Annotated in this window: 13 protein-coding genes; 10 read left to right on the top strand and 3 right to left on the bottom strand. The window is 56.7% G+C overall.

Features of this window, described 5'->3' with window-relative positions; genetic code table 11:
* Window positions 1-156: 156 nt before the first annotated feature.
* Complete coding sequence (locus IPM58_01260) at window positions 157-546, bottom strand: hypothetical protein (GenBank protein ID MBK9305735.1); 390 nt, start codon at window positions 544-546, stop codon at window positions 157-159.
* A gap of 199 nt (window positions 547-745) precedes the next feature.
* Here IPM58_01260 and IPM58_01255 point away from each other — a divergent pair, with 199 nt between their 5' ends.
* The gene (locus IPM58_01255) at window positions 746-2,176 is read left to right on the top strand and encodes a patatin-like phospholipase family protein (protein MBK9305734.1); all 1,431 of its coding nucleotides are present in this window, start codon (window positions 746-748) and stop codon (window positions 2,174-2,176) included.
* Window positions 2,177-2,228: 52 nt separating this feature from the next.
* Here the strand turns inward: IPM58_01255 and IPM58_01250 are convergent, their stop codons facing one another.
* Window positions 2,229-2,786, bottom strand: a complete 558-nt coding sequence (locus IPM58_01250) for a glutathione peroxidase (protein ID MBK9305733.1) — start codon at window positions 2,784-2,786, stop codon at window positions 2,229-2,231.
* Between the two features lie 257 nt (window positions 2,787-3,043).
* Here IPM58_01250 and IPM58_01245 point away from each other — a divergent pair, with 257 nt between their 5' ends.
* From IPM58_01245 to IPM58_01210, 8 genes are all read left to right on the top strand, one after another.
* Complete coding sequence (locus IPM58_01245; GenBank protein MBK9305732.1) at window positions 3,044-4,309, top strand: sigma-70 family RNA polymerase sigma factor; 1,266 nt, start codon at window positions 3,044-3,046, stop codon at window positions 4,307-4,309.
* A gap of 204 nt (window positions 4,310-4,513) precedes the next feature.
* On the top strand, window positions 4,514-5,467 hold the full coding sequence (locus IPM58_01240; GenBank protein MBK9305731.1) for a hypothetical protein: 954 nt from the start codon (window positions 4,514-4,516) through the stop codon (window positions 5,465-5,467).
* A gap of 183 nt (window positions 5,468-5,650) precedes the next feature.
* Entirely contained in the window at window positions 5,651-6,790 is a 1,140-nt protein-coding gene (locus IPM58_01235) for an alpha/beta hydrolase (GenBank protein ID MBK9305730.1), read from the top strand.
* A 78-nt stretch (window positions 6,791-6,868) separates the two neighbouring features.
* On the top strand, window positions 6,869-8,173 hold the full coding sequence (locus IPM58_01230; protein ID MBK9305729.1) for an FAD-dependent oxidoreductase: 1,305 nt from the start codon (window positions 6,869-6,871) through the stop codon (window positions 8,171-8,173).
* Window positions 8,170-8,508, top strand: a complete 339-nt coding sequence (locus tag IPM58_01225) for an FAD-dependent oxidoreductase (GenBank protein ID MBK9305728.1) — start codon at window positions 8,170-8,172, stop codon at window positions 8,506-8,508. Before IPM58_01230 ends, IPM58_01225 begins: the two co-directional genes overlap by 4 nt.
* A 135-nt stretch (window positions 8,509-8,643) precedes the next feature.
* Window positions 8,644-9,351, top strand: coding sequence for a 5-oxoprolinase subunit PxpB (pxpB, locus tag IPM58_01220; protein ID MBK9305727.1), 708 nt, complete (start codon window positions 8,644-8,646; stop codon window positions 9,349-9,351).
* Complete coding sequence (locus IPM58_01215) at window positions 9,338-10,102, top strand: LamB/YcsF family protein (protein ID MBK9305726.1); 765 nt, start codon at window positions 9,338-9,340, stop codon at window positions 10,100-10,102. The genes pxpB and IPM58_01215 overlap by 14 nt, the downstream gene beginning before the upstream one ends.
* A 2-nt stretch (window positions 10,103-10,104) precedes the next feature.
* Complete coding sequence (locus IPM58_01210) at window positions 10,105-11,070, top strand: biotin-dependent carboxyltransferase (protein MBK9305725.1); 966 nt, start codon at window positions 10,105-10,107, stop codon at window positions 11,068-11,070.
* A 40-nt stretch (window positions 11,071-11,110) separates the two neighbouring features.
* On the opposite strand, the gene IPM58_01205 is transcribed toward IPM58_01210, so the two are convergent.
* A complete protein-coding gene (locus IPM58_01205) occupies window positions 11,111-11,761 on the bottom strand; it encodes a hypothetical protein (GenBank protein ID MBK9305724.1) in 651 nt (216 codons plus the stop codon).
* A gap of 386 nt (window positions 11,762-12,147) precedes the next feature.
* Between IPM58_01205 and tkt the strand changes: the two genes are divergently transcribed.
* The gene (tkt, locus tag IPM58_01200; GenBank protein ID MBK9305723.1) at window positions 12,148-14,217 is read left to right on the top strand and encodes a transketolase; all 2,070 of its coding nucleotides are present in this window, start codon (window positions 12,148-12,150) and stop codon (window positions 14,215-14,217) included.
* Window positions 14,218-14,417: the final 200 nt, after the last annotated feature.

Here is a 14,417-nt window from a genome sequence, read left to right as displayed (position 1 = left end):
GGGCACCAGGTCTTGTAGTATGCGTGCTATGAAATGGGCAAGCCTTCCGATGATTCTGATCGATGCGAACCTCCTCGTCTATGCCTATGTGACCTCCCTGCGCCAGCATCAGCGCGCATGTGGTATCGCGACAAGCATCCAAATCCTGGACGCGCGTTATCGACCAGCTCCATCGAGGTTGCGGATGAGCACGGCGCGTCCGTGGCGATCAAGCCAGGATTGGATACGATCGCCCACATGAGCCGGTCGATCGATCCGAGTATTCTCATCATGGGGAATGCGAATGTCCTGCCCCTGGGCATCCCGGATTAGGTACGCGCCACCCTCCAAGGCCTGTACTTGGCCGACTAGGGATATAGGGGAAGGCTCCCCGACACACAAGGCCACACGTTGCTGTTCGCCTAAGGTCCCCGATACGATTCCCATCCCGAGAGATTCCTGTGAAAACTGTCCGTGCAAACCAGACCGAGCACAACCTGTTACCACCAAGACCAGCATGGAAAACAGGAATGCCGTATTGCGGATGCGTGTGAGCAGATGCGACATGGTTGATGACCTCCGATTATGCACGAATGAGAACCACGGCGAGATCGGTATGCCCTGTACCGTGTCTACACTATTTCATGGACCAGCAGATTGCTCAAGAGAGTGAAGGAATTTTCGCCAGGATCTCCACGAATAGTCGGAGGTCTCGCCCTCACGGTCCCGTTGACACCACGGGACTTGCTGCGTACCCTTCACCTCCATGAAAATTACGCCGCCCGCCTCGACGACACGCCGGCATGACCGAGCCATCTGGTGCGTACTTGGATGTGCGGTGTTGTTGCTGGGCTGTGAGTATGTACGGCCGACGATGAATGCGCCGCTGGCGCAATGGGATGCGGCCTACGGGTACCGCGCCACCAATTTTCCTCCGTCCCACACCGGCAGCTCCGACAGCCTCTTCATTGTGGCCTCGTTCTCCGGCGGTGGGGCACGCGCATCAGCCTTAGCCTATGGTGTCTTGCAAGAACTGGCGCGCACGGCGATCCGGTGGGACGGTGTCGAGAAGCGGTTGCTCGACGAATTGAACATCATCAACGCGCTCTCAGGCGGAAGCTTCACGGCCGCCTACTACGGCCTGTACGGCGATCGGATTTTTCAGGATTTTGAGCATCGGTTTCTCAGAAAGAACTGGGAGCGCGAGTTACGTGCCAGGATTTTTCGTTCGCCCTCGAATTGGCTTCGGATGTGGTCGCCCTATTTCGGCCGAGCCCATATTTTTTCTGAGCTTCTCGATGAGGCACTGTTCGATGGACACACGTTCGGCGACCTGGTCGCCCGGCACCGTCGTCCCATGGTCTTCATTCATGCCTCCGACATGCTCAGCCTCTCGCGATTCGAATTCAATCAATTTCAGTTTGACTTGCTCTGCTCCGACCTCAGCCGGCTTCCGATTTCGGTGGCGACCGCCTCCTCAGCCGCACTGCCGATTCTTCTCAGCCCGATATCAATGACCAATTATGCCGGACAGTGCGGATACCAGCCTTCGATGTTACTACGGGATCACACGCACACTTCGTTGGGTAGGCAACGAGCACATGAACTTCAGTCATACCTGGACTCCAAGAAACGCCCCTATGTCCATCTGCTGGACGGCGGGTTGTCCGACAACATCGGCATGCGTGAAGTGCTGGAGAATACAGCATTCGTCGGGGATCTCGAATCAACCTTCATGTCATTGGGCGCCGAACGGATCAAGAAATTGGTCTACCTGGTCGTCAATGCCGAGACAAGCCAAGACCCAAGCCGGTATACACTGAACAAGATCCCCGGCTTTCTACGAGTCAGTCAGGCGCTGGTCGACATCCCCATCAATCGCTATTCCGCCGATACTTTGGAACTGTTGGAAGAGGCCATCCAGCAGTGGCGCATGCAACTTCGACAACGAACGACCGTCGCTCACGGTGTGTTCACTCCGGACGCGGACATCTACTACATCAACGCCAGCCTGACCGAACTCACCGAGCCGGAGGAGGTGGCGCGCCTGATGAATATCCCTACGAACCTCGCACTCACCGACGAGGAAGTCGAACGTCTCCTCCAGGCAGGATCACGCCTATTGCGCCAGGACCCTGAATTTCAACGGTTGGTGCGAGATCTGCAAAAGGATGGCGCGCCTGATGGTCCGCAATAGGATGGATCGATCACCCATGCCAAATCGATGTCTCGCGATGGTCTCTCTCCCATTAACTCTTAGCCAAGGCCTTTTCCAGATCGGCAATAATCGTCTTTGACAGCGGATTCATTCCGGGATCGTACTTCCCGATCACCTGACCGGACCGGTTCACCAGATATTTCTGAAAATTCCACGTGACCCGCCCGGGAAAAGGACTCTGTTCCGTCAAATATTGGTAGAGGGGGTGCTGCTCATTCCCCGTGACGCTGATTTTGGAGAACAGCGGAAAACTGACACTATACTTTGTGTAACAGAAGCCTTTGATTTCATCATTCGTCCCTGGCTCTTGCTGTCCAAAGTCGTTAGCCGGAAAGGCTAACACCTCGAATCCCTGCTCACGATACCGTTCATACATTTCTTGGAGGCCGGCATATTGCGGAGTGTTCCCACACATGCTCGCCGTATTCACGATCAACAGCACCTTCCCCTTAAACGTCTTCAGATCAACGGGTTGTCCATCGATGTCCGGAAGGCGAAAACGATAGAGTGGCGCTAACGACTTCTTTCCTCCTGAGGCAGGACTCGTCAACCTCTCCTCCGCAAACACCACCCCTCGAGCTGCAGTCATAACAAAGATTCCAAGGAGACTGAGACCAATTACCCAAACACAGGTTCTTCCATGGAGCGTGAACGGTTTCATAAGACCTCCGGTTTTGATGAATGCGAGAAAAACATGGCCACAATATAGCAATCAGTCTACTATTTGTCTAATCTTTTATTTCCTATCATTTGACATACAGTAGACACTCTGGTATGAATGTACCGTAAGCAACCACGTGTCAGACCATGGCGGCCAGCCGAGCGCTAGGGCGAAAGGAGAATCCCATGAGAGACGACCTTCTGCGAGAGAGCGAGGAGAGAACGTATCTCTCTGAACAGGATGGGAGTGAGGAGGTCTACAGTGACACTCTCTCATCCGGAACTCTGTTGAACCATAGCAGTCGTGCCGACGAGCCCGACTCATCTCTGGAGATTTCCAGTCAGGATACTGTAGGGGCTCCGACCCCGCAGCATCGATTCGCTCTCGAGTCTCTCTATTTCCATTCATTCAGAGGCATCACCCTGTTGACCGCCAACGAGGAGATCGCGCTCGCGAAACAGATTGATGCAGGAACACGGTGCATCAAGCTGGCGCTGAAACAGGCAACGACCCTTCTCACCAAACATGTTCCGTCCCCCTCTGCCGAGGATCTGATTGAGGAACTCACCACCATCCGACGGCTCAGTGGACTTTCGGCTATCGTGTTGAATCGAACCGAGGCGTTGGTCACGGCTTGCGGGAACTCGTCCTCACCGATCGCACCCTATCTTCCTTTGGAAGCCCATCACGCACTTCGGACGTTGCTGACTCAAGTGAAACGGGCTCGCCGTCAGCTGGAGAATGCGAAAGAAGAACTCGTGCGGCATAACCTCCGCCTGGTCATCGACGTCGCCAAACGCTATACGTCGCACGGCCTCACGCTCTTGGACCTGGTACAGGAAGGCAACATCGGCCTGATGAAAGCCGCAGAACGCTATCAATATCGTAAGGGGTTCAAATTCAGCACCTATGCCACCTGGTGGATTCGTCAAGGCATCACACGGGCCCTTTCAGAACAGTCTCGCGTGATTCGTGTGCCGGTGCACCAATCCGAAGCCGCAAGCCGCATCGCTCGTGCGAGACGACGATTGGAACTACAGCTCGGCCGTCCGGCACGGATCGAGGAGATCGCCCGCGTCCTTCGACTTCGTCCGGAACGCGTGCGGGACACCGTGGAAGCCTTTCAAGAACCCGTTGGGCTGGAGACCCCGATCGGGGATGGGCAAGCCCTTGGATCACTTATCCCCGATGATCAGACGGCCCCACCGGACCACTATGTCCATCGAGTGGAACGCGAAAAACAACTCAACCGTCTCTTAACTCCCTTGACCGCACGAGAACAGGCTGTGATCCGTATGCGATTTGGGATCGGCTCCGACAAGATCATGACCTTGGTGGAAATCGGCGAGCAGCTCGACCTAAGCCGAGAGCGAGTTCGCCAGATCGAGGCCCTGGCACTGCGTAAGCTTAAATCGCCCGCCACACGCGAGACCCTTGCCTCAATCCAATGAACAACATGCCGGTCAGCGCCGTATCGTTTCGACTAAACCCTTTTCCACTCTCGCTTTATTATCGACTCCCATCCCACTGAACGCAGCTATCTCCACGGAAACGGCGAGGGCTTGCGCGGACTCACAAACACTGGCAAGCTCGCGCTGCTCTACTATACGAGACACGCACCGTACATGGCTTTCTCCCTCAGGCAAGAATTGCTTATGGCTATCATTCACCGCGCATTCTTCCAATCCCTTGCCACGCTCCTGCTGCTTTTGCAAGTCGGCTGTGGGGCTGCCCAATTCGGAATGTGTGCCCCACAGACGAAAGAAGAGGGCACACCACATCTGAATTGGGTCGAGTGTTTCGAGCAGCCTGTGTCGCGTCAAGGCGTCACCCATTCCGTCTTCTGTCTCAATGACGAATCCTCCAAGCCGCCGGTGCTCCTGCTCCATGAGATGACGGGCCTGTCTCCTGGAACGTTGGCGTATGCCGAAGAACTCTCCAAAGACTTTACGGTGTACGTGCCGATGCTGTTCGGTGAGAAAGGGAGGTTCTCTCCTGCCAGTGGACTCTGGGCCTACTGGTTTCGCGGCCTGATCGACTTTTCCCCCAGCGGTGAATGGGGGATCCCCTCGCACGGCAGTCCGCCCGTCATCAGCTGGCTGCGAGCGGTGGTGCAGACGGTTGGGGAACGGCACGGCGCACAGTCCATCGGCATCATCGGCAATTGCATGACCGGTCCGTTCCCTCTGGCCCTGCTCGATCATCCAAGGGTGACGGCAGTCGTGGTGGCGCAACCGGCATTGCCCATGCGCTTCTGGTGGTCCACGGACTCCGATAGGGAATCACTCGGACTGTCGACCGATGATCTCCACATCGCAAGACAGAGCACGGCAAAGATCTACGGGCTCCGGTTTGAAACCGATTGCATGGCGGATCGCGCAAAACAACAGACGCTTCGCCGTGAGTTTGGCGATCGCTTTCGGGATGGGGAAATTCCTGCGGGTGACTATCAGCCTGACGGGAAACCGATTAATGCCCACAGCACCTTAATTGGCTCGTGGAAGAAGGACGGCCCAACAGGGCAGCCCTCGCGAGACGCTCGATCACGGGTCAGGCTCTTTCTTCTGACTGAGTTGGATAGCCATGGTCACGCCCCCTCAGCACAATGAAGGGAGGCTGCCAGATGCGTCATCTATCAGGACCTCTCCCCGTCCCATCGGTGAACGATCGGTTCCGGATATACGGTGATCAGGATCCATCCTTGACATTCCCTGTTGAAGAGGTTAAGCAGAACCCCCAACTCGCTCGACTACAATGATCGTACCTCTTGACCTGTACGAAGGGAGCCTCACATGACATCCCGACGCCTCTTTTACGCAACCAACCGCAACCACCTGGGCAAGGACCGCTGGCGACCCGATGGCTACGGGAAGAAGTTCAGCGATGATGGGGTTGAAAACCTCCGGTTTGGTCGGGTGACCATCGAAGTAGAGGAAGCCAAGATCGCCAAGTACCTCGAAGACGACAGAGGATCAATGGGGCAAGGCGACGGTGAGGCCATGATCAAGTACTTGGCCAAATGTGCGGAGTCGGCCGATATCGTCGCCTATCGCGAAAAGATCAATCGATCCATCGCCGAAAACCAGCAGGAGAAGGTCAAGCTGGGATCGCAAGGAGCCTTCTCGGATCTGCAAGCAATTATGCGCAAGAACACGGACGTCCTGCTGTTCATCCATGGGTTCAACGTCTCATGGACCGCCGCCGTCGGCACGGCTCTATCGCTTCAAGAAATGCTGAACCATTCGCCCGATGGAGACCCTGATCAGGCCGTGCAGGTCGTGCTGTTTTCATGGCCCTCCGACGGGATGGCGCTCCCGTTCGTCTCCTATAAGTCCGATCGCTCGGAAGCAGCCGGATCCGGAAACGCCGTCGGTCGAGCCATTCTTAAGGTCAGAGACTTTCTCGCAAGCCTGCGACGCGCAGATGAAACCCTCTGCAAGCAGGACATGCATATCCTCTGCCATTCGATGGGTAATTACTTGCTGCAGAACGCACTCGAGCGGTGTGACGCCTTCACGCCGGGCAACGCCTTGCCGCGTCTGTTCGAGCACATTTTTCTCTGCGCGCCGGATGTCGACGACACGGCATTGGAGACAGGACAACCGTTAGAGCGGCTGCATGAATTAGCCAGAAGTGTCAGTGTCTACCATAATCAGGGTGACGTCGCGCTCGTCGTATCGGATTTCACGAAAGGCAATCCCGATCGTCTTGGATCGAATGGACCGGCGAAACCGGCCGTGGTGCACAACAAAGTGCATCAAGTCGATTGCACACCCATCGTCAAGGGCCTGACCGAACACAGTTACTATCTCGTGGGCCATGTGAATGCGGACATCCGGATGAGCATCGACGGGTTGCAGCATGACGACCCACGGCGTCGACGCAATCGAGTCGGCCTCATGGGCAACCAATGGGAAATGCGCACGACGTAAGTGGGAAAACACTGGTCGTCGATCTGTTGCCTCACCCGACGCACGACCTGCCTCGTTGATCAACTGGGATCTTGTCCGATGGCCCGCAGCGCCGCCTTTCGTTCGTTCGCACGGCTGATGGCCGCCGCCGTGCTGGCTGATGATCGACATGTTTCAGCGAATGATGCGCTCGGATCATTGGATGAATTTACAGCAACCCGCACCTCACGGCTGATCTCTCGACGCCGCTTTCTGGCCAAGACAGCAGCTATCGGTACGACCCTCGCCTTTGGCACCATGTGTTCCCGTGAGTCCGCCACCGCTAAAACTACATCGCCCACCCTGTCCGTCGGCATCGTTGGCGCGGGACTGGCTGGACTGGCTTGTGCTGACATCCTCAAGACGCGCGGCATCAACGCTTCGATCTACGAGGCTGGGTCTCGTGCTGGCGGGCGCTGTTGGTCGCTGCGTGGCTTTTTCCCTGGACAAGTCGCAGAGCGTGGCGGCGAGCTGATCGATACGCTTCACAAAACTATGTTGGGATACGCGAAGCGATTCGGGCTGCAGCTCGAAGACGTCAACAAGGAACCGGGAGAGGTCTTCTACTACTTTTCGGGACAACGGTATACGGAAACCGCGGTGGTCACGGAGTTTCGCGACTTCGTCTCCGTGATACGAACCGACATGCATCGCCTGTCACGGGAAGTGACGGCCCGGAGTCATACGTCGGATGATGCGGCACTCGACCACACCAGCCTGCTGGCTTATCTGGAAGGACAGAATGGAGCAGGAATCGCAGCGCGACCGATGGCCAAAGCCGTCATTATCGCAGCCTATGAAGCAGAATATGGGCTCGCGGCACGTGAACAAAGTTGTCTTAACTTTCTCCTGTTCATCCATTCCGATCGACGCTCGAGCTTCACCCCATTCGGTGTCTTCAGTGACGAACGGTATCATCTCGTCGACGGCAATGATCGTATCATTGAAGGATTAACCGGCGAGATTCCAGGGCAAGTGACGTCCAATAGTAGGCTCCTTCGCGTGCGGCGTCTCAGTGACGGACGAATCGAGTTGACCTTCCAACAAGAGGCCCGCACGGTCACGTTTACCCATGACACGGCTGTACTCGCGATCCCGTTTACGACGCTACGCCTCGTTGAACTCGATGCCAACCTGGCCCTGCCACCTGCGCAACGCCAGGCGATCTTGACCTTAGGATACGGCACCAACGCGAAAATGAACGTCGGCTTCTCGCGCCGCCCATGGCACCAGCTCGGAGGCAATGGCACCTCCTATTCCAATCTCGCCCATCATCAAACGACCTGGGAACCCAACCCGAGCGTAGGATCGGATACGAGAGCGATCTTACTCGACTATTCCGGCGGACAGCGAGGGCTCACATGAACCCTGCTGCCGTCCAGGTCGAAACACAGCGATTCTTACAGGATCTTGAGCGCGTGTATCCAGGCGCCATGGAAGCAGCCACTGTGGTTCAAGGACGGTACCGCGCCCATCTCGATCATTGGCCGTCAAATCCGTTCACGAAAGGCAGCTATACCTGCTATCGTCCTGGCCAATTCACCACGATAGCAGGATTGGAGGGCGTTCCAGTGGACAACCTCCTCTTTGCCGGAGAACATACCAATTCGTTCTATGAATGGCAGGGCTTCATGGAAGGAGCAGCCCTTTCCGGCATCACCGCTGCGCACTCCATCTTAGCCACGGCCAACGTTCGGTAAGATACTCCGCAGATCACAAGCGCGTGCTCTCCTGTCATGCTTTCTTTCTCCGCTTCCATGGACCGCTTAGGTTACAATCGGTCATCAATGGCGTGACCCATGCCTAGACCCAATCGCTTACGACGTACTCGTCGAATGTCACAAGAGTCGATCCGTCTTGCGCCGCTCGGCGACTCAGCGATCACGATTGAGTTCGGAGACGACATTGATCCCCATATCAACGCCCGTGTGGTTACCTTCGCCAACACCATCATGGACCGAGGGTGGAAAGGCATCCTGGATGTTGTCCCAACCTATCGATCCGTCACCATCCATTTCGATGCCCTTCACTGGAACGTGTCCACATTGGTCGAACGGCTGAAGCGATTACCTCGCCCAAACTCGGATGGGATCACGGCTCACGGCAGGTTGCACACCATCCCCGTCTTATACGGCGGTGAATGGGGACCGGATCTGGGCGACCTGGCTCGCTACGCCGGCCTTACACCTACTGACACGATTCGGCTGCATACATCGGTGCCCTATCAGGTCTACATGCTGGGATTCAGCCCGGGATTCCCCTATTTAGGACTGGTCCCTGAGCGCTTGGGGATGCCTCGCCTCTCCACTCCTCGCACCAAGGTTCCTGCCGGCTCAGTCGGTATCGCCGATCGTCAGACCGGAATTTATCCATCCTCAACACCCGGCGGTTGGCGCTTGATTGGGCGGACACCAATTCCCCTGTATCGGAAGACGGATTCAAGCCCCTTTCTGCTCAAGCCTGGCGAGCTGGTCCGATTCCACGCCATCGATCGAGACTCATTCGATCGGCTAGCCGGCGAGTACGCACGTGCGAACGATTGATTTGAACAGTGACATGGGTGAGTACGGAGCTCCTGAATTGCTCGCGCGTCAAGCGCAGCTCATGCCGCTGATCACGTCGGTTAATATTGCGTGTGGGGCTCACGCTGGAAATCCTGAACTCATGCGCAGGACGGCAAGGCTCGCGGCACAACATAGGGCAGCGATCGGCGCGCACCCTGGATTTCCTCATGCCGGGGATTTCGGCCGTCAGGATCGTCAGACCTCACCGGAAGAAATTGAATCGCTCGTATCTGCACAACTGAAGACTCTGACCGAGGTACTGGCATCGGATCATCTGACGCTCGCTCACGTGAAGCTCCACGGTGCGCTCTATAATTTGGCAGCAAAAGATCGGGCCATTGCCGATGCGGTGACACGAGCAGTGGCAACATTCGATCAGCACCTGCGTCTCTTTGCCTTGGCAGGATCAGCGCTTGTTGAGAGCGGCAAAGCCGCCTGCCTTCTGGTCGTACAAGAGGCCTTTGCCGACCGTGCGTACCGCGCCGATGGAACGTTGGTCCCACGCTCCGAGCCTGGCGCACTGATCGAGACCGAGCAGCAGGTACGACGTCAACTGCACGATATCTTGAATGGATTTGTCACCAGCGCCGACGGGCTACAAGTCCCTCTGCAGGCTGATACTCTGTGCGTGCATCTCGACACTCCGCATGCGGTTGAGTTCGTCCATCTCATTCGAGCTGAGATTCGATCGACAGGCGTCGGCATCGCGAAACCCCTCCCAACTCAATAGGAGTGAAACCAATCCGAATTCATATCGCCAAACCTGGATGGCTCTCGACGGTCCAAGACCTAGGACGCTCTGGCTATCAGCAGTATGGAGTTCCGGTTGCCGGTGCAATGGACCATTATGCGACGAGAGTCGCCAATCGCCTAGTCGGCAATCTGGACAATGCCGCGGTGCTGGAACTCACGCTGAAAGGACCTGAACTGGAGTTCGATGGAGACACCCATATCGCGATCACCGGAGCAGATCTCTCTCCGACGCTCAGTGGCACGTGTGTCCCGCTTTGGGAAAGCATCGAGGTTTCAAGTGGCAGCACGTTGAGTTTCGGCAAGCAGCGCGCTGGAGCTCGCTCATACGTAGCAGTCGCCGGGGGCATCGATGTGCCGTTGATTCTTGGCAGCCGCTCGACCCACGGTGCAAGTGAAACCGGCGGATACAAGGGAAGACCGTTACGACAGGGAGACGTCTTGCACATAGCACCGCGAGCCACAGAGGGCCTGAGCGGCAAGCGCCTCCCAGATCGACTGGTCCCTTGCTATAAGACATCCGTGACGCTGCGGATAATTCCGGGCCCACAACACAACCTGTTTCATGCAACCGCGCTCGCCACCTTGACTAGTTCTTCTTACAGGGTCACTCCGGAATCTAATCGCATGGGCTATCGCCTGGCGGGCCTCAAGATTGTCCGGAAGGGTCCTGGCTATTTTATCTCCGATTGCACGACGATGGGAGCTTTACAGATTCCAGCCGATGGGGAACCAATACTCCTGATGGCAGACCGGCAGACCACCGGTGGCTATCCCAAAGTCGGGGTTGTCATCACTGCTGATCTCTCCCTTGCCGCGCAACTCGCTCCAGGCGACACCATCACCTTTTCCCTGACCACCCTTACCAAGGCTCAAGGCGCACTTCGAAAGCAGCGAGCGCTGCTGGATACAGCCCTTCCGCAAAGACGGAATGTCCACGAGGACTGATTTACTTAGGAGTCGTGAGCAAATCGGCTGCTTCGCTTTTCTACCTGGTCGAAACGATGAGCGCGTTGTTCTCGATGTGGATGGATCTGATTTCAGGCGGAAGCTGGAAAGTGTCTCGGTTCTGCGGCGACTCAAAGAGTTGCTGCACCACCCGATCGAGTGTCGTCGAGGGAATAGGCAGCGAACCCAACTTACCTGCTGTCGGCTTGAGCCGGATAAACCCGTCGCGCGTTTCGATCGTCCCATCGAGTTGTAAGGAAATCTCTTTCCCATAAAGCGCAAAGAGCACATAGGCACGCAGCTGGGTACCACTGAGACTCATGCGAACGTCCTTGAGCGCCGATTGCACCTCTTGGACACTTGCCTCGTGACCGTGGGGCATCGGGATACCAGCCTGCTGCGCCTGGTGCGCAGACGCAATCGCCAGATTGTCGCGCATCCACTGGTTCAATTCGGCTTCGTTGAGAGCCAGTGAGTGAGACTGGCCTGCCAGCATGGCAGTCTGAAGCTGGGACATTTTCTCTGTGACCTGGTTGGCCGCCTGTGGATCAGTTTGAATCGAGAGCGGCGGCGCTTGGCGCAGAATCAACAGCAAGACCCCAATCGTGCAGGTCAGCGAGACCCAAGGCAGGATGCGCAAGGCACGAGAGAAGAGGCTCGGCGCCTTCGGCGGTGCTGGATCTTCGATCACCGGAGCCGGATCCGTTTCAATTGTCCTAGCCGGAGGTCTGTACTTTGAAAAGATGATCCCGCACCGTCGGCATTCACCACTCACCTCCTGTTCGAATCCACATTTCGGACAGACGGATACGGCCGGGCTTTGGAATGGTGAAGGTGCTGATGGCATGCCTGTGACGGTATGCCGGAATGGAGTGAAGCGCAAAATATTTCAGGAATCCGCCGGTCGAGATTATCACGCTGGATCAGGGTGAGGATGTGCCTAAAGACAACTGTTCCTAGCAGCGACATCTGTTCCAGGTGCGTACTCAAGCTCGCCCGCAGAACAACCGACATAAGTATTGAAAAAGACTCTTGGCGACAACACTCCACCCATACACCTCTACAAAGGGGGCCCTGGTGACGAACCCACAGCTCGATCAGACTTGCATCAATACCATCCGCACCCTCTCGATGGATGCCGTACAGCAAGCCAACTCCGGTCACCCGGGCACTCCAATGGCCATGGCGCCAGTGGCCTACTGCCTTTGGCAGCGAGTCATGCGGTTCGATCCGGCTGATCCCATCTGGCCGAACCGCGATCGGTTCGTGCTCTCAATGGGGCACGCCTCGATGCTCCTCTACTCGTTGCTGCACCTGACCGGCGTAAAGGCTGTGAACCCTCAATATGAACGGCTCGGTGAGCTTTCGGTCCAGTTGGACGACATCAAACGGTTTCGTCAGCTTGACAGCAAATGCGCGGGACATCCTGAATACCGCTGGACCTCCGGTGTGGAGACGACGACCGGTCCGCTTGGTCAAGGCGTTGCCACCAGCGTCGGCATGGCGATCGCCGCCCAATGGCAAGCCCACTATTTTAATCGACCTGGGTTTGACATGTTCGACTACGACGTGTACGCGCTGTGCGGTGACGGCTGTATGATGGAAGGGGTGACCGGAGAAGCGGCGTCCCTGGCCGCACACTTGAAATTAGCCAACCTCTGCTGGATCTACGACAACAACAAGATCACGATCGAAGGGCATACCGACTGGGCCTTTAGTGAAGACGTAGCCACACGATTCATCGGCTACGGATGGAACGTCATCCGGGTCGGCGATGCCAATGACCTCGACATGCTCGAACGAGCCTTGACCACGTTTAAACGAGAAGCGGATCGACCGACGCTGATCATCGTCGATAGTCATATCGCCTATGGCTCACCTAACAAACAAGATACCCACGCCGCGCACGGTGAGCCGCTGGGCGAAAAAGAAATCACGTTGACCAAGCGGAACTATGGCTGGCCCGAACAGGAAAAGTTTCTGGTGCCGGAAGGCGTCCGCGAACATTTCCAGCAGGGCATGGGCAAGCGTGGACACGAGGTGCGTGCAGCCTGGATGGCGAAGTTTCAAGAGTACACGCGGCAATTCCCCCAGCTTGCCGCTCATCTTTCGCACATGCAGCAACGCCACCTGCCCGACGGTTGGGACAAGGATCTCCCTGTATTTCCTGCCGATCCAAAGGGAGTGGCAGGCCGCGATGCCTCAAGCAAGGCGCTTAACGGGTTGGCGAAGAACGTTCCCTGGCTGTTAGGAGGCTCGGCGGATTTAGCCCCCTCAACGAAAACCCGCTTGACCTTCGAGGGTGCCGGCGACTTCACTGCTAAGGATCGCGGTGGGCGCAATCTGCATTTCGGCGTCCGAGAACATGCCATGGGTTCGGTATTGAACGGGCTCTCCATCTCCAAAGTTCGCCCCTATGGCTCTGGGTTTCTGATTTTCAGCGATTACAGCCGAGGCGCAATCCGATTGAGCGCGCTGATGGAGATCCCCGTCATCCACATATTTACCCACGATTCGATCGGGGTCGGCGAGGATGGTCCCACGCACCAGCCGATTGAACAACTCGCCTCACTACGAGCCATTCCGAATCTCATTGTCCTGCGCCCTGCAGATGCGAACGAGGTCTCAGAGGCCTGGCGCGTCATCATGCAGTTGAACCATGAGCCGGTGGCCCTGATTCTGAGCAGACAGGCCCTCCCGACCATCGACCGTTCCACCTATGCCGCCGCATCAGGAGTGGCAAACGGTGCCTACGTGTTGGCCGACGTGCCTGGAGGAAAACCGGATGTGTTGCTCCTCGCTAGCGGCAGTGAAGTCTCGCTCTGCCTTGAAGCTGCCGAGAAGTTGAAGGCAGAAGGAATCAAGGCCCGCGTGGTGAGTATGCCTTCCTGGGAGCTATTCGAGCATCAGCCTCAAGCCTATCGCGACAGCGTGATTCCCCCAACCGTGACGGCCAGAGTCTGCATAGAGCAGGCCTCCACATTTGGATGGGCACGGTATGCCGGACTAACAGGCGAGATCATCGGCATGAGGACCTTCGGCGCCTCAGCGCCACTCAAAGAGCTGCAAAAGAAATTCGGGTTCACGACGGACAACGTCGTTGCAGCAGCTAAGGGGCAACTCCACAAGCCGGCGAAGGCCGCCTGATATATCTCGGACTGGCCGGTTTCTCTCTTGCATGCTCTTTGGCCCGAGACAGATTCGGACCCTCATGAATTTGTGTCGGCAAGAAGGATTGTCTGGAACCGGCGAGCTCCTTCAACTCTCACTTGATATCCCCATTTTCTTGACTAGCTTATTGCCATGCCTACACCCTTACCAACAGATCGGTTTCACAGGCGTACCTA

The sequence above is a fragment of the Nitrospira sp. genome (assembly GCA_016715825.1).
GTDB lineage: Bacteria > Nitrospirota > Nitrospiria > Nitrospirales > Nitrospiraceae > Nitrospira_D.
This window is presented reverse-complemented; position numbering and strand designations above follow the sequence as displayed.